Source organism: Chamaesiphon polymorphus CCALA 037 (assembly GCF_003003845.1).
GTDB lineage: Bacteria > Cyanobacteriota > Cyanobacteriia > Cyanobacteriales > Chamaesiphonaceae > Chamaesiphon > Chamaesiphon polymorphus.
In genome coordinates, this window is record NZ_PVWO01000049.1 from 1 (window position 1) to 19,721 (window position 19,721).

13 protein-coding genes are annotated in these 19,721 nt (G+C 45.7%); 11 read left to right on the forward strand and 2 right to left on the reverse strand.

The window, feature by feature from the left end; genetic code table 11:
- Positions 1-24 precede the first annotated feature (24 nt).
- The 8 genes from urtE to C7B77_RS06110 all read left to right on the forward strand — a co-directional run bounded on the left by urtE (position 25) and on the right by C7B77_RS06110 (position 8,795).
- Positions 25-726: an urea ABC transporter ATP-binding subunit UrtE gene (gene urtE, locus C7B77_RS06070; protein ID WP_106301558.1), complete on the forward strand. Its 702-nt coding sequence runs from the start codon at positions 25-27 to the stop codon at positions 724-726.
- Between the two features lie 206 nt (positions 727-932).
- Positions 933-2,000: a dTDP-glucose 4,6-dehydratase gene (rfbB, locus tag C7B77_RS06075; protein ID WP_106301522.1), complete on the forward strand. Its 1,068-nt coding sequence runs from the start codon at positions 933-935 to the stop codon at positions 1,998-2,000.
- Positions 1,997-2,869 carry a glucose-1-phosphate thymidylyltransferase RfbA gene (gene rfbA / locus C7B77_RS06080; RefSeq protein WP_106301525.1) on the forward strand — a complete coding sequence of 291 codons (873 nt, stop codon included), beginning with the start codon at positions 1,997-1,999 and terminating at the stop codon, positions 2,867-2,869. Before rfbB ends, rfbA begins: the two co-directional genes overlap by 4 nt.
- 2 nt (positions 2,870-2,871) lie before the next feature.
- The gene (rfbC, locus tag C7B77_RS06085) at positions 2,872-3,420 is read left to right on the forward strand and encodes a dTDP-4-dehydrorhamnose 3,5-epimerase (RefSeq protein WP_106301528.1); all 549 of its coding nucleotides are present in this window, start codon (positions 2,872-2,874) and stop codon (positions 3,418-3,420) included.
- Between the two features lie 272 nt (positions 3,421-3,692).
- Complete coding sequence (locus C7B77_RS06095) at positions 3,693-5,231, forward strand: MATE family efflux transporter (RefSeq protein ID WP_106301534.1); 1,539 nt, start codon at positions 3,693-3,695, stop codon at positions 5,229-5,231.
- A 20-nt stretch (positions 5,232-5,251) separates the two neighbouring features.
- Positions 5,252-6,211, forward strand: a complete 960-nt coding sequence (locus C7B77_RS06100; protein WP_106301537.1) for a glycosyltransferase family 2 protein — start codon at positions 5,252-5,254, stop codon at positions 6,209-6,211.
- A gap of 112 nt (positions 6,212-6,323) precedes the next feature.
- Positions 6,324-7,652: an O-antigen ligase family protein gene (locus C7B77_RS06105; RefSeq protein WP_106301540.1), complete on the forward strand. Its 1,329-nt coding sequence runs from the start codon at positions 6,324-6,326 to the stop codon at positions 7,650-7,652.
- Positions 7,653-7,724: 72 nt separating this feature from the next.
- Positions 7,725-8,795 carry a glycosyltransferase family 4 protein gene (locus C7B77_RS06110; protein WP_106301543.1) on the forward strand — a complete coding sequence of 357 codons (1,071 nt, stop codon included), beginning with the start codon at positions 7,725-7,727 and terminating at the stop codon, positions 8,793-8,795.
- On the opposite strand, the gene C7B77_RS06115 is transcribed toward C7B77_RS06110, so the two are convergent.
- Complete coding sequence (locus C7B77_RS06115) at positions 8,792-10,018, reverse strand: hypothetical protein (RefSeq protein WP_106301562.1); 1,227 nt, start codon at positions 10,016-10,018, stop codon at positions 8,792-8,794. The two genes, C7B77_RS06110 and C7B77_RS06115, sit on opposite strands and share 4 nt — an antisense overlap.
- Positions 10,019-10,281: 263 nt before the next feature.
- Here C7B77_RS06115 and C7B77_RS06120 point away from each other — a divergent pair, with 263 nt between their 5' ends.
- The gene (locus C7B77_RS06120; RefSeq protein WP_181243725.1) at positions 10,282-11,466 is read left to right on the forward strand and encodes a glycosyltransferase; all 1,185 of its coding nucleotides are present in this window, start codon (positions 10,282-10,284) and stop codon (positions 11,464-11,466) included.
- A 537-nt stretch (positions 11,467-12,003) separates the two neighbouring features.
- Here the strand turns inward: C7B77_RS06120 and C7B77_RS06125 are convergent.
- Positions 12,004-13,158 (reverse strand): glycosyltransferase family 4 protein, encoded by a 1,155-nt coding sequence (locus C7B77_RS06125; protein WP_106301549.1) that lies wholly within the window; start codon positions 13,156-13,158, stop codon positions 12,004-12,006.
- An 825-nt stretch (positions 13,159-13,983) separates the two neighbouring features.
- On the opposite strand from C7B77_RS06125, the gene C7B77_RS06130 reads away from it, so the two are divergent.
- Together C7B77_RS06130 and C7B77_RS06135 are read left to right on the forward strand one after the other, a co-directional pair.
- On the forward strand, positions 13,984-15,414 hold the full coding sequence (locus C7B77_RS06130) for a sugar transferase (protein ID WP_106301552.1): 1,431 nt from the start codon (positions 13,984-13,986) through the stop codon (positions 15,412-15,414).
- Between the two features lie 442 nt (positions 15,415-15,856).
- Positions 15,857-19,684, forward strand: coding sequence for a PAS domain S-box protein (locus tag C7B77_RS06135; protein ID WP_106301555.1), 3,828 nt, complete (start codon positions 15,857-15,859; stop codon positions 19,682-19,684).
- The last annotated feature ends 37 nt before the right edge of the window (positions 19,685-19,721 follow it).

The window sequence follows — 19,721 nt, forward strand, 5'->3', positions numbered from 1 at the left end:
CCCATCCACCCGTCTCCCCAAGTCATGCTAGAAATCTCCAATCTCAACGTCTATTACGGCGAGAGTCATATCTTGCGAAACGTCGATTTACACGTCGCTCCAGGGCAGATAGTGTGCCTGATCGGACGTAATGGCGTGGGCAAAACTACGTTGATGAAAAGTATCATTGGCTTGCTGACGCCACGAACGGGTCAGATTTTACTCGATGGGGTACCGCTCGATCGCAAATCGCCCGATCTGCGTGCCAGAATGGGGATTGGGTACGTGCCGCAAGGACGGGAAATTATTCCTAGACTGACGGTAGCTGAAAATCTGCTGCTGGGACTCGAAGCACGGGGTGGTGCGGAGCGGCGGGCGGCTCGGGTTCCCGATGAGATAATGGAACTATTCACAGTACTCAAAACAATGCTGACGCGGATGGGTGGTGACTTGAGCGGTGGACAACAGCAGCAACTGGCGATCGCGCGAGCATTGATGGGCAAACCGCGCCTGCTGGTATTAGACGAACCCACGGAGGGAATTCAACCGTCGATTATTTTGGACATTGAGGCGGCGGTGCGACGGGTAGTAGAGACGACAGGCGTCTCGGTATTATTAGTAGAACAGCATTTACATTTTGTCAGACAGGCCGATCGCTATTACGCCATGCAAAAAGGTGGGATCGTGGCATCGGGGGCGACGAGCGAATTGAGCCAAGATGTGATTCAACGTTTTTTAGCCGTTTAGCTCAGATCGCTCTGGATCTGGTGGCAATCCCCACAGGGCTGACTGTAACTGTATATTTAGGCATAATTGTTCGATTTTACACTTCAACTCGCACCCAAATACGATCCGACTTTTAACTCAACTTATTGACAACACTTTTGCAAAAGCTGGCGATCGTCCGATCTACTGTTATATTTGTACGTAGATTAACGATCTATCTCTGAATAATGAGCAAAAAGTATATTTTAGTGACAGGTGGAGCCGGATTCATTGGTTCAAACTTTGTCTCGCTGGCGATTAAGTCTACCGAACTAACAGTTATCAATTTAGATAAGTTGACCTATGCTGGCAATCTGGCCACTGTAGAGCAGTTTGCCAATAACGACCGTCAAATCTTTGTCCAAGGAGATATCGGCGATCGACAACTAATCGATAAGTTATTAGCGGAATATCAACCCCAGGCGATCGTCAATTTTGCGGCTGAAACCCACGTAGATCGGTCGATCGATGGCCCAGCTAGCTTTATTGAAACCAATATAAATGGTACCTTCAATCTATTAGAATGTGCGCGTCAATATTGGCGGACATTGGCCGACGATGCGCGCGCGGAATTTCGCTTTTTGCACATCTCCACAGATGAAGTATTTGGTTCGCTCGGCCCCAACGATCCGGCATTTACCGAATTAACTCCCTACACGCCCAATAGTCCTTATTCGGCATCGAAAGCTAGTTCCGACCATTTAGTCAGATCTTACTTTCATACCTACGGTTTACCGACCTTAATCACCAATTGTTCCAATAATTACGGCCCTTATCAGTTCCCCGAAAAACTGATTCCGTTGATGATTCTCAATGCCTTTGCAGGTAAACCTTTACCGATCTACGGCGACGGCAAAAATGTCCGCGACTGGTTGTATGTCGAAGACCACTGTAGCGCGATCGCTTTGGTATTAGCTAAAGGTACCCCAGGGGAAACATATAATGTCGGCGGTAATGCCGAGCGCGATAATCTGTGGTTGGTCGACAGGCTTTGCACGATCCTCGACGAACTCTTGCCCACATCCCCCCATTGTCCTCACAAACAACTGGTAGAATTCGTGCGCGATCGTCCCGGACACGATCGACGTTATGCAATCGACTTTACTAAGCTCAACACCGAACTCGGCTGGCAACCTACCGAAGATATCGATTCGGGATTGCGACGCACCGTCCAGTGGTACATTGACAATCAAGATTGGTGTCAGACTGTGACTGCCAATAAATATCAGCAACAACGGTTAGGAGTAGCAGCGTGAAAGGGATTATTTTAGCTGGCGGTTCTGGAACGCGTCTGTACCCGCTCACGCGGGTAATTTCCAAACAACTGATGCCCATCTATGACAAGCCGATGGTTTACTATCCCTTGTCTACGTTGATGCTCGCAGGCATTCAGGAAATTCTGATTATTTCGACGCCGCACGATCTACCGCTCTTTGAAGAGTTATTGGGAGATGGCAGTCAGCTCGGGTTGTCGATTAGTTATGCACCACAACCCAAGCCAGAGGGATTAGCGCAAGCTTTTATCATCGGTAAAAAGTTTATCGGCAACGATTCGGTGGCTTTGGTATTGGGCGACAACATCTTTTACGGCGATAGCTTGAGCGTCAACTTGCAACATGCCGCACAGCTCACCGAAGGGGCGATCGTGTTTGGTTACTATGTCAGCGATCCGGCTCGCTATGGTGTCGTCGAATTCGATCGTCATGGAGCTGCCGTCTCGATCGAAGAAAAACCCCAACAGCCGAAATCAAATTATGCGGTAACTGGTTTGTATTTTTATGACAATCAAGTTGTCGATATCGCCCACAATATTGCTCCCTCGGCACGCGGCGAACTAGAGATCACCTGTGTCAACCAGAAATATCTAGACATGGGACAACTCAAAGTCGATAAACTCAGTCGCGGTACCGCCTGGTTAGATACGGGCACTCACAGTAGTTTGCTCCAAGCCTCAGTGTTTGTCGAAACGATCGAACAACGCCAAGGTTTAAAAATTGCTTGTATTGAAGAAGTCGCCTTCCGCATGGGCTACATTGACGCCAAAGAGTTAATCTCGATCGGCAATACCATGGCTAAAAATGCTTACGGACAATATTTACTGAAGTTAGCTTCAGAAGGAGCCTAGCCATGGAAATAATTCAAACCTCGATTCCTGGTGTACTTGTATTTGCACCGCCAGTTTTTACAGACAGTCGCGGCTATTTTCTCGAAACCTATCAACTCAAGAAATACGCCGAAGCAGGAATTAATAAGCCTTTCGTGCAGGATAATCAATCCTATTCCGTCAAAAATGTCCTCCGAGGACTACATTTTCAACTTCGTTATCCGCAAGCTAAATTAGTCCGCGTGACGCAAGGAACGGTCTTTGACGTGGCGATCGATATCCGCCGTAATTCACCGACTTTTGGCAAATGGCACGGCGAAATATTATCTGCTGAAAATAAGAAGCAGCTATACGTTCCCGAAAACTTTGCCCATGGTTTTTGCGTTCTCAGCGAAAGTGCGGAATTTTTATATAAATGTACCGACTTTTATGTCCCTGGCGATGAAGCAGGCTTGATTTGGGACGACCCCCAACTCGCGATCGAGTGGCCGATCGATCGACCGATCTTATCTGCAAAAGATGCCGAATTGCCCACTTTAGCAGCATCTTTAGAGTTGCTACCAATGGAGTAATCGCTCACACCTAGCTCGATCTGGGTGTAAAGCTCGTCAGATTTGACGATCGATCTGCCGCAATGCACAGATCGATCGTTCGACTTGGTGTTGCTGCAAATTCGTGCTCTCAAGCCAGCGTATAGCAACAAATCACTGCCGGACAAATCAGTAATTGCACTGAGTATCCACAGTAACGCCATGGGTAAAATTAGGTTACAAGCAACGAAAATTAATCGCTATAGTGAGGCCATTGAGTCCGAATTAGCTATGAACGATCTGTGGATAATTGAATGTCAGATTTAACCGTCATCAAGAATGCATTTGCGAACCTCTGTCGCGGGGGTGCGGTGGCACTATCGATGCTGTTGCTGCCACCATTTTTAGCCAGAATTTTGACCAAGGATACTTATGGTACCTGGCTATTAATTTTGCAATTGAGCGCGTATGTAAGTCTGTTGGATCTGGGCATTCAGACTGTCATCGGTCGCTTTGTCGCTCACTACAACGAGTTAGGAGACATCAAAAAAAGAGACAGTATCGTTAGTAGTGCCGTGGCCATGTTGACGGGATCGGCAACGATCGCACTCGTGGGGATCGCGCTCCTAGCTTGGCAATTGCCGCAGCTATTTAAGGACATGCCCGCAAATTTACAACAAGATGCCCAATTGGCATTATTGTGTGTGGGTTCGTCGCTGGCGGTGAGTTTGCCGCTGACGACGTTTGGGGCGGTATTTCTGGGTTTACAACGTTACGATATACCAGCCTGGATTATCGGTAGCACGAAAATTTTGGCAGGAGTACTGATTGTCTTAGTCGCTCAATCAACGCACAGTATTGTCGTGATGGGAGTAGTCTTCGCAGCAACCAATATTGCGGCAGGATTATGGCAATACCTCGCTTTTCGGAAGATGGCTGTCGGCTATCGCGTCTCCCCCACTTTAGTCTCCAAAAAATCGCTCGGTGAAGTCCTCGAATCCTGTCTGGCGATCTCGGTATCTTCTTTAGGATTATTAATTGTCGGCGGTCTCGATACGACCGTGATCGGTTTTTTCGATTATAAATCGGTATCTTACTATGCGCTGGCCGCGACGCTCACGAATTTTGTGTTTGGGGTGGCGAGTTCCATTCTCAATACTGTCATTCCCGTTGCTTCATCTGTCGGCGCGCGCAACGAACCAGCAAAACTTGGGGAATTACTAATATCGACAACTCGTTATTCAGTCATCGTTTTAATCGCCACCAATCTACCGCTATTATTGTTATCCAAAACAATCATGACGTTCTGGGTTGGTGCTGACTATGCCAATAATACCGATCGATTATTTGAGTGGTTGATTGCTGGAAATTTTGTCCGCCAAATCGGTTCGCCCTACTTTACGATCGCGATCGGTTGTGGCGAACATCGCAAGATTATTTTATCGCCATTAATCGAAGCTGTTATCAACCTGATTGTCAGCGTAACATTGACATCCAAAATTGGTGCAAGTGGCGTCGCCATCGGTACTTTAGTGGGCGGTTTTGCCAGTGTCGGGCTGCATTATTTCTACAATCTACCGCGCACCCAGAAAATATTTATTGCCAATCGTAACGATCTAATTGCAGTGGTTGTCAAACCAATTGCAATCGTGGTCGTCCCGATCGTGAGTTTATTCTTTGTCTATAAATATGCGATCGCCGAGCAAAATCTCCTCATTTATACGTCAGTCTCAGCTATTTTAACGCTAATGAGTTGGGCGGGATTGTGGAAATACGTGCTGACTGATGAAGATCGCGCTCTGGTTTTATCATCTTTTCAAAGATTGGTATTACGCAGAAAACCACAAAATTAATATATTTAAGGCCGTTATTCATGTTACCGAGTGTAGATATTATTATTGTTAATTGGAACGCAGGCGATCAACTGCGCGATTGTCTAGCCGCAGTTGCCAGCAGCGATTGTCAGGAATACAAATTAGACAAAGTTATCGTTGTCGATAATGCTTCGCGCGATCGATCGCTAGAGGGACTCGACGATCTAAACCTGCCGCTTGATATAATTAGAAATACTGAGAATAAAGGTTTTGGAGCTGCTTGCAATCAAGGTGCTAGTATCGGTAGATCTGACTATATTTTGTTTCTCAATCCCGATACCAAAGTTTCCTCAGACTCGATCGATAAAGCAGTAAATTGTATTAGAGATACGGCTCACCAGCAAGTGGGTGTAGTTAGCATTCAACTAGTCAATAGTCAGGGTGAAATCCAACGCAATTGTGCGAGATTTCCCACACCCCTAAATATTTGGTGTAGCATTCTCGGCATTGATAAGTTAGTTGTCAATAAGTCTACCAGTTATATCATGAATGACTGGAACCATCAGAATTCGCAACCAGTAGATCATGTAATTGGAGCTTTTTACCTGATTAGGCGCGATATCTTTCAAGCCTTAGATGGCTTTGATGAAACTTTCTTTGTTTATTTTGAAGACCTCGATTTATCCTATCGCGTCCATAAATTGGGCTGGTCTTCTTATTATTTAGCAGATGCCATATCTTTTCATAAAGGCGGCGGTACTTCAGAATCGATCAAAGCAACTCGGGTCTTTTATTCGCTCAGGAGCAGAATGCTCTATGGCTACAAACATTTTAATCCGCTTCAGGCAAATGCGATCGCCTTGGCATCTTTATCGATCGAGTTTGCCAGCCGCATGATTTTCTCGCTACTGAGATTATCCCCCTCCCAAGCCCAAGAAACTCTCTCTGCCTACACTAAACTGTTTGCTAATATCCCCGAGATATATCGAGCAGTCAGGCAACAGTCGATCGCTAAATAATACCTAAAACTATCTAGGTCGTTCGTGCTGTCATCATCAAATTCGATCGCCATATCCATATTTGTTTTAGGATAACTTAAAAAACAACGATCTACCACTCAAATTTTTGCAGATGCTTCTACCAATCGGTAAAAACTCATATAGCAGTCACCTGTATATTGTCTTTTTAATATCCATGTGTTTGCTACCTTTTTCTACAGGAACTGGGGCTGGCTCATTTGTTGTCACTTTTGCCTTTCCCTTCTTAATCCTGCTAACTGTCTTGATTATTGGGAACCTAATTACTAGAAAAGAAAGAATTAATTACCCCGATGAATTAAAGCCTGCCTTAATTTGCGCGCTATTGCACACATTTTCTATTTTGCTCACATCGTTGATGAATGAGAGTCTCATCCAGTCATTTGCACGATCGATTTTTAGTTTATTTGGATTTGCAATATTTTTGTATATTACCTCAAATGCTTCGATTAGTAAAGATGCTAAACTAGCTCACCACAAGATTTCCCTCATTTTTATCTTTTCTGGAGTGGTCATGTCGCTCTACTTTATTGTCAATTTTTTGTTGGCACTCCAACAAAACTCATTAGACAGAGTTTTGTTAGAAAGAGAAAATGGTGGATTGCTGTCGCTACCTTGGGGGGCTTCTAATACTATTGCCGCCTGTTTGATGATGCCATTCTTTTTAGCCATAGATCGAGCCTTTAACCGTCAAGCTGGTAAAAAGAAAAAAGACACGTCCATGTTTGTATTTATGTTAATCATCATTATGGCGATAATGATTACTCAATCCAGAAATGTAATGTTTACCTTGGCGATGGGTACTATCTTTATTGGGGGGCTGACCAAAAATCTCAAATCAACGTTGGTCTTTTTGGCAATCTTGGGGGTGCTGTTCCTGTCGATCCTGAGCTTTTTCGGTCAAGATCTAGACACGATCTTTGCGGCAAGACTTGGAGATCAAGCGCAGGATGTCGGCGGCTTTAACGGTCGGACGGCATTATGGGAAGAATCGATTGTTTACTTTATACTCCATCCACTAGAACCGCTGGGATATTTCGGGATGTTGGGGGAACTCAATCATACAGCTCACAATGTGTTTTTGACGACCTTAATCGAGCAGGGGATACTCGGTCTATTTGCATATCTATTGTTTCTAATTAATAATTTTTGGTTTTGTGCGAAAAAATTAGCTAGCAAAAGCTTATCATCCTTGGCTAAACGAAAAATGACTCTCTACCTGATTGCAATGTTATCCATTCTATTACAGCTTCAATTTGAGGATTCTAACCTCACAGCACAAAACATCATTTATCAATGGATTTTCTTGGCACTAATGTATTTAAGTCCCTACTGCGATACTCCCGATGATGCTGAAGACGATCGCGCTAATGTATTATTAGCAAGCACTGGCCTGAGAAATAGAACCAGATCGTCATATTGAAGAGCGTGGTTACCTGCGAGCTAGCGATCGTCTTTATTTATTTACTTACTAATTAATTACTATACAAATCTCATGTCTTACAAAGTTCTAGTTCTCACTAAGTATGGTTCGCTTGGCGGCAGTAGTCGTTATCGTTTTTATCAATATCTGCCTTATCTAAAGTCTCAAGACTTCGATCTGACAGTGGCTCCGATGTTGGACAATGACTATGTTGCCGATATCAATAGTGGGAAAAGAAATGTCGGTAAAGTTTTATCAAAGTATTTTCAACGTTTGACTAGATTACTGACCGATCGAGATTATGACTTGCTGTGGATCGAAAAAGAGATTTTACCTTACTTTCCCGCATGGCTAGAAAAACTCCTTACCGGAAATATCCCCTATGTGGTCGATTATGATGACGCTCAATTTCATCGATACGATCTATTTCCACCCAAAATCTATAGAATGTTCTTCTCTAAGAAAATTGACAAGGTGATGGCTAATGCCAAGCTGGTGGTTGCGGGAAATGAATACATCGCCCAAAGAGCCAGACAAGCAGGCGCGAAATGTATAGAAATCATTCCGACAGTCATCGATTTAAATCGCTATTCATTGAAAAGTCCAGCTACGCAGGGACAACTCTTCAATGTGGGTTGGATTGGTTCGCCGCCAAATAGTAATTGTCTCCAACCACTGCAACCTGTCTTTGAAAATTTATCCGCAAAACATAGGTGTAAAGTCACTGTCGTTGGTGCGGGTAATATCGACCTCGGCAAGATCGATTTAACCATCAAGGATTGGTATGAAGACTCCGAAGTCGAAGATATCAAAAATTTCGATGCAGGGATCATGCCGCTCCGCGATACCCCTTGGGATCGCGGCAAATGTGGGATCAAACTAATTCAATATATGGCTTGTGGTTTACCTGTTGTCGGTACCCCTATCGGTGTCAATCAAGACATTATTCAACATGGGGTCAATGGTTTTCAGGCTACTAGTTTGGATGAGTGGAATGATTACTTATCCAAACTAGCCAACGACCCAGAGTTATGTCGCGAAATGGGAGTCAAAGGTAGGGCAATGGTCGAATCGAGCTATTGTTTGCAAGTTACCGCCCCCAAAATGGCACAGCTACTTAGGTCTTCTATCGGTGGTGGTTAACAAATATTACTAACGGCATAACACTGTTGTAAAGCTTTCTCGACTTCTGGATAGATATCAAATCCCAGGGGTTTGCGGGATAACTGCTTGGTTTTACCGCGTCGAATTGCTGCCTCTGCACCATTGGGGATCTTGTTTAACCACCAGTCTGTACCCTCACTGTAAAACCAAGCATACCGATCTGTCGTCCGCAGAGCATGGTAAACATTGTTTTCGAGGAATCGGAGGCGGTCGTCTGGTGACAGAAAATAGGGCATCGCCTTACCGTAGCGGAAATCTTTGCTACCAGTAGGAAAGTGATGGAGCGTCAGATCTAAATAGACAGCTTGAGCGAGTTTTACCTGTTTGGCATACTTACGATCGTTTTTGGGATCGACGAGTAATCGGGCCTTGTTGAAGACTAAATCGCGACTCTCATCAAAAAAATTGACCCGATAGAAGTAGTACGCCCATTCATTCCCATCAATGATGACAGAATTGGACTTGGCAACATCGAGCATCCCGTTAATAAAAGCTGGCCAGAGTCCGTATTTGTGAGCGGCGAGCTGTTCTTGCACCTGGGCGGGAGTCAGTGGTTTGGCCCACAAATCCTTCAGCCAACTCAGTAGTGCTAGTGTAAGTACTTGCGTCCCTGGCTGGGCTGTTTGCAACGTTGTCATAAACTGGGCACCACGCTTGCGTACCTGCCGTTGATATGCAGCAAATGTTTTGTCGCGGTGTTGCGTCGGTCGATCTTGATATTGCCACGGACTTTTCTTGGTATAAGGTTCCGAATCAAAAGCGATACCGCGCAAGCGACCAGCTTTGGCAGTCTTGGCAAAGTTCTGAATATTTTGCTCCGCAGCACCCCAGTCAATATCATTAAACCAGTCCCAATCATCGTCCATCCCCGACCACATAACGACGAAGTTATCGGTCAGACGAGAGGGTCTAATCGCCGCCAAATCGCGGCGATCTTGTTTAAATGCAGCATCTGGATAAGCAGTTTTTTTAAAAACTTCTTTGCCTGCATTCAATTTGAGAATTACACCATCAAAAGGACGCTGTTCCATTTCTTTGAGATGCTGGCGGACAAAATTAGGCGTGGGCGCACCCCAGCCATATTCAATTAATTTCTTTGGCGTTAGTTGAGTACTAATGGCTATTGTTGGTAGGTAGATAACGATCGACAGTGTTAATAACATCCACACCCAAAATAACTTGCGATCGATCTTCATCTGCATAAATGAAATACCAATTAGATACACGATTAACTATAACTCGATCTCGATCGATCTTTCAATTCATTAATTAAAAGATCGTATCCAGTAATTGAACCCTTGACGGCTAGCATAATTGCGGAATTATCGATCGCCAAATCTTTTTAAATGCACATATTATTCATCCATCTATCTTAACTTCATTGACATCGTTACTGGCCGTGGTTAAAATAATGCTTGCGGACTCTTATTAATTAAATATTATGGTTGAAAATAAAAGCTTAAAAATGATAATCGTATCAGATTATTTATTTTATAAAGATAGAGACGGTAATTATTGGTCTGAAGTGCCGTGGGACAAAGAATTTACCGACTTATTTTCGCCTAATGCATTTGTATATCTAGTTGGTAAGGTCAAAAATGTAGATACTCCCAACCGCATTCATCATTTAGTAGATAGCAATTATTATGAAGTCCTGCCGCTCTCGAACTGGACTGGATTGAGACAATGGCTAAAACTAATTCCAGAAGTGACTCGTGCCGTCAAGAAGCACTATCATCAGGTCGATGTTGTCATTCTCAAATTATTTTACTTAAACTCTGTTTTAGTATGGTTTTGTAGTCGATTTTGGAAATCTGGCAAGCAGCCAGTTTTGGCAAGTTTGTTAGTCGGCGACTCAGAAGAAGCATTTTTACTCAGAGATGATGTGGTGAGTTCGAGCTGGCTCAGGAGTGGCTCGGCAAAATTAGTCAAACAGGTCATCTCCTTAATGCAGTACGATGTCGATGTTGCTGGATTTGTGGCTGAGTTTTTGCATCGTAAATTCGCACCCAAACGCAAGAATGTCGTCATCAGTAATGAATCTTGGCTCAAAGAATGGATGTTTATGAATCGATCGAGATCGCCGCAAGATCGTCCGACTAAAATCTTATTTGTCGGCAGATTGATCGATCGCAAACGCATCTACAGCCTCACCGAAACGGTCATCGATCTGATAAAATCGGGTCGCAATATCCATCTGACGATCGTTGGTGATGGCGTATTAATGCCAGCAATTAAGGAATTAATTGCCACCCATCAGCTCCAATCGCACTTTACATTAACAGGCTGGTTGCGTCCGCTATCGCCAGAATTGATCGATTGCTACCGCGAGCATGATATTTTTTGTCTTCCTTCCTATGCCGAAGGATTGCCCCTAGTTATTTTAGAGGCAATGGCTAACGGTGTTGCCACGATCGCCACAGATGTCTCTGGTATTCCCGAAATCATTCGTCACGAGGAAACCGGACTATTAATTCCACGGGATGACAAAATTGCCTTAAATCAAGCCATCTGTCGGTATCTGGACGAACCCGAACTGTGGCGCAAATGTATCGATAACGGTTATGAAGTTGCCAAACAGAACAGTTTTGTAGCCGCACGCTCTAAATTTGCCAAGGCAGTGATGAAAGCGATCGAACACCAGCACTAATACTCGCACGGAACCACAACGGTGCTGGCTGGCGATGAAGCTAACATTGAATGTGTGAATTTTATAGATCTGTAGGGGCGGGTTTATGCTAGAAATCCCCGCAGTACCAACAGATCCAAACAAAACCCGCCCTCCCCCACCAATAATCTATCGCGTGATTTCTCCTTAAAATATAGCAACAGCCTTGGCTGTTAGGACAATTCGACCATTACTGCAACACCCCCAACTTCTTTTAAGAAGTTGGGGGTGTGTCCTAACAAGCTTGGCGACTGCTATATCTTAAAGTACAACCTAGTTTAAGATCTTTTGAGATCTTGGTGGTGGAGGGTGGGTTTTGTTTGAGATCGATTGGTAATATCGACATTAGATTGCATAAACCCACCCCTACAGATCTAAAAAAAGACAGGATGACGTATCTCTTCCACCAAGCGTAGAGATCCTAAATGGGATCTACAAGGGGAGTAAGAGCAAATAACCCGTGCGTACTAACCGGATTTAGTACAATACCCCCCATGCCAGCAACGCCACAAAATGAACTTAAGAGAGCATTTTGTCAGCGAGATTAGCAATAATCGCACTCCATCTTAAATTGGTTTGATAGTGCTCGAAGCAATTTTTCCCGAGCGTGTCTCTGAGTTCGTGGTTCTCGATGACAGCTTCGAGCCGCTCGATGGCTTGGGATAAGTTTCCGCGCTCGAATACATAACCAGTTTCTCCCTCAATTACGGCTTCGCGGAGTCCACCGACATCCGAAACAATTACCGGACAGCCATTATAATATGCGATCGGGATCACTCCACTTTGTGACGCATCAATGTATGGTAATAGAACGGCAAAAGATTGAATCATTAGCTCGTCCACCTCATCATTACTCAAAAATCTATTGACGATCGTCAGATTGCGAAGATTATCGATCCGATCTTGATATTCACTGAGATCTCCTCTACCTGCGAGGACAAACCGAACGTCAGAATGACGCTCTTGAAAATAGCGTGCGGCATCTAAGAATAAATCGATGCCTTTATACTTATCTAATCTGCCCGATAATGTTATATACTTGAGGCCGCTACTAGAACTTTGATGGTATTTACTATCATTTACCCGATTGACTCCATGCAATGAAACTAATACTCGTTCGGGTTTAATTTTGAATCTAGTCATTAGCATTTGCTTGAGAGTATGACCGTAGACGACGAGCAGATCCGATCGAGCTATTTGCCAAGATTGAAACAGATCGATTAATGCATAGTTTTTGGTGGCAGCATGTGGCTTGACATCATGAATATGCGAAAAAAGCTTGACCTGAGGATTGGAAAATCTAGCAAAAAGTCTAAATAAAACTAAAGCAACTGGATTGAGTGGATGCGCAGAGATAAAATAACAAGCTTCCGGTTTAACTCTGGTATAAATTGATAGGATTTTAAAAATTAGAATTGGATTAAAAACATCCATCGCCATAGATAGATGATTTTTAGAGTTTGATAGCCTAAATAAATCGAAGCTGGTGTCTGTCGTGCTACTGTTAATTATCTCTGGCTGATAGTCGCGATCGGTAATGGCTGTGACTTTTGCTAGGCCAGCAAAATTGCCAATATAAGAATCTGCAATCAATTTCATGCCTTCTTTTGTATTAAAAGAAACCAGTATTAACTTATTATTATTAGCAGTTCTTTGTTCGAGATTAGCAACCATAAAATTAGATCTACTCCAGAGATATTAAGCGATAAAAAGTAACCGAACGATCGCGCCTACAAAACTAAACAGTGTTAGCATCTAGTCGTCAGACAAATACCAATCCAGCATAATTAACTTATATTCTATTGTCAATAAGCATTTCGAGCTAAGATCGACAGATAGTTAAGTAGGATTAGACGATCTTTTTGTTGGCTAGATTTGGTATTTATGGCCAGATCGGAACATAAATATTGCGAGCGATCCCGATCGATAATTGTCGATCGGGATCTTGTCAATGACAATCGCTAATTACTAGTATTTAATATAGCCAAAAGATACCTTGATTGGCAACTAACACTCCATGCGATCCCTGCCGATCGATCTAAAGCGATTGGTGGTGCGATGTGCAAGCGAATCGATGCTTAAAATTTGACCGCAAAATTAAGCTGGAGCTAGCAAAGGTGAATTGGATGCTAAGATTTAGACAACTACTCATGTGCTGGGTAATTGTGTCGAGCTTTCAGCTCGCAATTGGGCAAGTCGAAGAGGCGTTTAAGCCATTTATATGCAATTGATTTGAGAGAATTAGCTGAGTCTATATATAATTTCATCAGCTAATATTAGGGTACTGCATGGCAAATATGAAATATCTGAAAACCGATATTTAGTTGACATTGCTTTTACTATATATATTGTTTTTAGGATACATCAATCGCCATCCGGCAAATCTGGATAGATACTTTCTTCACTAATTCATCATAAAATAGTGCTATCTAATTTTCTGTGGATGTTGAGTATCGATAGGACGCCAGTTACATCACATTACACTCAGAAGGATTATTAATGTTTTCGTATTTATCACTACCAGAAATTAAGCTATCACTCGAATTCTCCGAGCGCAAGCTGCTACTTGCGCTGGTAGATGTTTTGCTCATTTTCAGTGGTATTATTGGGTCTCTATGGTACTGGAGCTATCGCGCCGATCGAGCTTTTGGGTTGGAGCCAATTGGTTCGCACTTACTGTGGATCGTCGGGATGGGTGTCGGATGGTTGGTGTGGATGTTTGTTAACGATCTATACGATCTGCGGATCGCGGTCAAACTCAAACGCACGATCGAGCGCATTGGCTGGGGTTGTGCGATCGTGGGTATCATCTACCTGATTTACTATTTTGTGACTGCACCGTTGCAGGAAGAATCCTTATCGCTACGACTGGCACCAGCAATCGCGATCGCGAGCACCAGCGTTTTATTGTCGATCTGGAGAACGATTTATGCCTTGTTCCTGGGTGTCGGACATGCCAGCCAGCGCGTATTGATTTTCGGAGCTGGAGTAACGGGTACGATTATCGCCGATGTTTTTCGGCAACATCCTCACTATAAAGCGATCGGATTTATCGACGACAATACTCAACTACACGGCAAAGTCTGTCAAAATATCCCAATTTTAGGCGATCGTCGCAGTCTAGAATTCGATATCGATAGCGATCGGGTTGATGAGATCGTGCTAGCAATCAGCCGCCCGATCGATGAAGATTTGCTACAACTATTGACTGCTTTTCACGAACGTGGTGTTGCGATTACGCCGATGCCCGTGCTTTATGAAAAACTGACGGGAAAAGTTGCTGTCGAGCACATTGGCAGTCAATGGTACTCTGCACTCCCACTCAAAAAGAATCCTTTCGATACCTTTAATCGGATCGGCAAACGGATCTTGGATCTCATTTGTGGCGCGATTATCGGTACAGTGTTGGCGATCGTCTTTCCGTTTGTGGCTACTGCCATCCGCTTAGATAGTCCCGGCCCGATCTTTTACAAACAAGAACGCGTCGGACAGTATGGAAACAAGTTTACCGTCTACAAGTTTCGATCGATGGTGCAAGATGCCGAGCGCAATGGCAAAGCGCAGTGGGCAGTTAAAGGCGACGCGCGAATTACCAAAGTCGGTAACTTTATCCGCAAAACCCGCTTAGACGAACTACCTCAAGTGCTCAACGTCCTACGCGGCGAAATGAGTATGGTCGGCCCGCGTCCGGAACGCTATCAATTTATTAAAGAATTGCAACAGCAACTGCCGTTTTATCGCACCAGACTGGCGGTAAAACCCGGACTAACTGGATGGGCGCAGATAAATTATGGTTATGGCAGCACGATCGAAGATGCTTTGATCAAGCTCCAATACGACCTTTACTATATCAAGCATCGATCGCCATGGTTGGATCTCAAAATCTTGTTACGGACGTTCTCGGTAGTCTTGAAAATGCAAGGACAATAACTCGTAGCAATTGACAAAAATTTAAAAGGAGGGGAGATCGATCTCCCCTCCTTGGCGATCTAAGGTACCGACAAGTCTGCTGGGCGTCATTTTAGGTTCGTGTTCGTTTGCCCCCAACCCACCTGCCAAAAGTACTCCCTTCCCACCAAAAGACTATAGATCTCACTAAGAGTTAGTTACTTCACCCAGAGATCGAGTTTTGAACCGCAGCGATTCGCGTAACTCCTTTGGAGTGGCTTCGCCAACGTCGGGGAACCCGACGGTTTACGAGCGATCGAGACAGAGGCGCAAAGAGCGCAGAGAATAAAGCACAGAACCTAATCTATAAATCTTAGAGTGGGAAGAGAGTAATTATCAATTATCAATTATTGTCAGGATTGTCTTGCCAGGTAATTTTTCTAGAATTACGATAGATGTGGAAGCACCTTATTTCTGAGCGTATATGCCCCCCGCCCATCGCCAGAATTTTGTTAAATTAGCCTCAATCTTCGCTGGCGTAGCCGCCGATCTGGATAATCGACAGCCAGCAATCGTTGCTCCAGAGCTGCCATTAATAGAAGTAATTGCGTTGATGAGTCAGGCACAGGGACAAACGTGTCCCTGGCCGCAGATCGAGCCGATCGCTAGCAGTACGGAGCGATCGCCAGCAACAGCCCCAATACAACAAATCCAATGGACTCTGGCTGCCCGCCATCGGGCGGTATTAGTCCTAAATCTAGCTGGATCGATCGGGATAATTACCGATCGCGATCTGGTCGCACTGATTGCCAGCCAAACAGAGATCCACAACCTAACCGCAGGGGATATCGCGATCGAGATATCGCCTACATTGCATTTATCGGCGCAGCAGACGGCGATAAGTGCTTTGGCAATCTTGCAACAGCACCAGATCCGACATTTACCAATTCTCGACGATGGCGGCGGCATTATTGGCATCGCTACGCCAGAACGCATCTGTCAAATTTTACAGCCAGTCAATGCGAGCGAATTTCGAGCGATCTCTGAATGTATGACTGCCGACGTGGTGTCTGCCACGCCCACGACGACGATCGGGCAAATCGCGCGGCTGATGAGCGATCGAAACGTCAGCTCGATCGTTATTGTCGAGGATCGGCAACCCGTGGGCATCGTGACGGCAGGAGATATCGTCACATTTGGGGCACTGGCTTTCAATTTAGAACGATTGTTAGCGCGATCGGTCATGAGTACACCTTTACATTGCTTGCAGGCAACAGATTCGCTGCGATCGGCACACCAGCTCATGCAAGCCCAAAATATTCGGCGATTGGCGATCGTTAACTCGGAGGGTAACTTAGTCGGCATTCTCACGGCGTCAGACTTGCTCCGCGCGATCGATCCGTGGGCGATTTTAGCCGAGATGGAGAGCGGGCAACGAGTTCGCCTAGACGATGCCGCACGAGAGCGCGATCGATTAGAGCGGACGAATCGCGAATTGAGAACGGAACTAGCCAAACACGAACGGTTGGAAGTGGAATTGCGGCAAACTTGCCAACTGTGGGAACGGCAAGCGCGAGAATTAGCAGCACAGAGCGATCGAGAGATCGCCACACCGACGTTACCACAGACGCTCGGCTCCTTACAATTTCTGAAATATGCCCTGGATCGATCGGCAATCGTCGCCATTACCGATCGTCATGGGACGATTGTCGAGGTTAACGAGAGATTTTGCGAAATTTCTCAGTATTCAGCCGCCGAATTAGTGGGCAAAACTCATCGGGTCATCAATTCGGGATACCATCCCCCCGAATTTTTTCGCGAGTTGTGGGCGGTAATTAGTAGCGGACGCGTCTGGAGCGGCGAGATTAAAAATCGGGCTAAGGATGGCAGTTATTATTGGGTGGCGACAACGATCGTGCCGCATTTAGATGCTCAGGGTCGGCCTTTTGAGTATCTAGCGATTCGGTTCGATATTACCAATTGCAAACGAGCCGAAGCCGATCTCCAGCACAGCGAGCGCAGATTTCGGGCAATTTTTGATGGTACTTTTGAGTTTATGGGCTTGCTCGACCCCCAAGGCAACGTCCTCGAAGCCAATCGCACGGCTTTAGCGGCGATCGGCGCAAACCTCGCAGACGTCATCGATCGGCCATTTTGGACGACGCCGTGGTGGAGTCACGATCCCGACTTGCAAGGCCAACTCCAACAAGCGATCGCCGAAGCTGCGACAGGTCGCCTCGTCAGGTTTGAAGCCAAGCATGTGCTAGCGGACGGTAGTTCGATGACTGTCGATTTTTCGCTCAGTCCGATCGTCGATGATACGGGGCGGGTAGTGATGTTGATTCCCGAAGGTCGCGACATTACCGAACAACAAGCTGCGTTGCGCGAACGCCTCCAGGCGGAAACTGCCCGCCAAGAGAGCGAAGCCCGCTTTGGCGCATTATTGAGTATGGCTCCGGTCGGTATTTTTCAAGCCGACATAGCAGGTAACTGTCTGTTTGTCAACCAACAATGTAGTGAATTGATGGGCAGATCGGTGGCTGAAGCTCTAGGGCAAGGTTGGGTAAAGGCGATTCATCCTGCCGATCGCGCGTGGGTAGTCAGCCAGTGGCAGGGCGCGATGTCTACCGACGAACGTCCGCAACACTATGAATTTGCACTAGAGTATCGGTTTTTGACCCCCACCGGACGGGTCAACTGGGTGGCCACCAAAGTAGTGGCGATCCGCGACGAGCGGGGTGAGATTACTAGCTATCTGGGGACGATTATGGATCTGACCGATCGCAAGATCGGTGCCCAAAAAATCCGCGAGCAAGCTGCTTTATTAAATATTGCTACCGATGCAATTGTCGTGCGCGATCTCCACAGCCAGATTGAATTTTGGAGCCACGGCGCAGAGCAAATCTATGGCTGGTCGGCAACAGAGGCGATCGGACAGACTACCGCCCACCTTTTTTATCCAGATGCTCTACCAGAAGCCAGCGTCCAAACGGCTTTTGCCACGGTGTTCGAGCGAGGTGCTTGGCAAGGCGAGCTACATAAAAATACCAAATCCGGCAAAAAAGTCATCGTCGAAAGTCGCTGGACGCTAGTCCGAGATGAGGCGGGACAGCCGCGTGCGATCTTGAGTGTGGATACCGATATCACCGAGAAAAAACTGCTAGAACAGCAGTTTCTGCGCGCCCAACGGTTGGAAAGCTTGGGTAGTCTCGCCAGCGGCATCGCCCACGATTTGAATAACGTCCTGACACCGATTGTCGGTGCTGCCCAGCTTTTACCCCTAACTCTGCCCAGTTTAGACGAGCGCAACCGCCGCTTGTTGAATATGCTCGTCGAAAGTGCCAAACGGGGGAGTGGATTGGTCAAGCAAATTCTGACCTTTGCACGGGGGATGGACGGCCAACACACCACGCTCCAAGTCCGGCATATTCTGGCCGAAATCGTCAGTGTCGCGCGGCAAACTTTCCCCAAATCGATCGAGATTAGCTTGAATCTACCTCATGAAGATCTGTGGCTGGTGAATGTCGATGCCACTCAGATCCATCAAGTATTGATGAACCTATTTGTCAATGCGCGGGATGCGATGTCCAATGGCGGCACGATCGCGGCTAAGGCCGAAAATATCGTCATTTCCCAAAGCGAATCTGCCAAAGATGGTGAGTATACCAAAGTGCCGTTTCAGCCACCTGTGGGTTCTTATATCCTGATTAGCGTCACCGATACGGGTAACGGGATGACGGCAGAAGTACTCGATCGAATTTTCGAGCCATTTTTTACCACCAAAGAGACGGGTACGGGGCTGGGTTTATCCACCGTCCTCGGCATTGTCAAAGCTCATGGGGGGACGATCGATGTCGAAAGTCAAGTCGGGCGCGGGACGTGCTTTAAGATCTATCTACCCGCGATCGATAGTCGCGAGGCCGAACCCCAACACACGGGACAGGCGATCTATGATGGCAAGGGACGGCTGGTATTAGTCGTCGATGATGAGGTGGCAATTCGAGAAATTACCAAAGAGTCTCTAGAAGCCTATAATTATCGGGTGTTATTGGCTAGCGATGGGGTAGAGGCGATCGCGATTTTTGCAGCCAACTACCATAGTATTGCGGTAGTGTTGGTGGATATGATGATGCCGCATTTGGACACGCCATCGACAATTTTGGCTTTGCAACAGATCGATCCAGCAGTGAAGATTGCGGTCATGAGCGGCCTCGAACCCGATCGATCGGCGATCGATCGTTGTGGCGTCCGCGCAATTCTCACTAAACCGTTTACAACAATTGAGATGCTGCAAATGTTGGATAGTATTTAACGGGGTTGCTGGGTTGCGGGATGAAGAGAGCGGGGAG

What these genes read in the sequence shown, in the direction of transcription:
- urtE (WP_106301558.1), top strand. Translation starts at nt 25, where the DNA reads ATGCTAGAAATCTCCAATCTCAACGTCTATTACGGCGAGAGTCATATC.
- rfbB (WP_106301522.1), top strand. Translation starts at nt 933, where the DNA reads ATGAGCAAAAAGTATATTTTAGTGACAGGTGGAGCCGGATTCATTGGT.
- rfbC (WP_106301528.1), top strand. Translation starts at nt 2,872, where the DNA reads ATGGAAATAATTCAAACCTCGATTCCTGGTGTACTTGTATTTGCACCG.
- C7B77_RS06095 (WP_106301534.1), top strand. Translation starts at nt 3,693, where the DNA reads ATGTCAGATTTAACCGTCATCAAGAATGCATTTGCGAACCTCTGTCGC.
- C7B77_RS06100 (WP_106301537.1), top strand. Translation starts at nt 5,252, where the DNA reads ATGTTACCGAGTGTAGATATTATTATTGTTAATTGGAACGCAGGCGAT.
- C7B77_RS06105 (WP_106301540.1), top strand. Translation starts at nt 6,324, where the DNA reads ATGCTTCTACCAATCGGTAAAAACTCATATAGCAGTCACCTGTATATT.
- C7B77_RS06110 (WP_106301543.1), top strand. Translation starts at nt 7,725, where the DNA reads ATGTCTTACAAAGTTCTAGTTCTCACTAAGTATGGTTCGCTTGGCGGC.
- C7B77_RS06115 (WP_106301562.1), bottom strand. Translation starts at nt 10,018, where the DNA reads ATGCAGATGAAGATCGATCGCAAGTTATTTTGGGTGTGGATGTTATTA.
- C7B77_RS06120 (WP_181243725.1), top strand. Translation starts at nt 10,282, where the DNA reads ATGATAATCGTATCAGATTATTTATTTTATAAAGATAGAGACGGTAAT.
- C7B77_RS06125 (WP_106301549.1), bottom strand. Translation starts at nt 13,158, where the DNA reads ATGGTTGCTAATCTCGAACAAAGAACTGCTAATAATAATAAGTTAATA.
- C7B77_RS06130 (WP_106301552.1), top strand. Translation starts at nt 13,984, where the DNA reads ATGTTTTCGTATTTATCACTACCAGAAATTAAGCTATCACTCGAATTC.
- C7B77_RS06135 (WP_106301555.1), top strand. Translation starts at nt 15,857, where the DNA reads ATGCCCCCCGCCCATCGCCAGAATTTTGTTAAATTAGCCTCAATCTTC.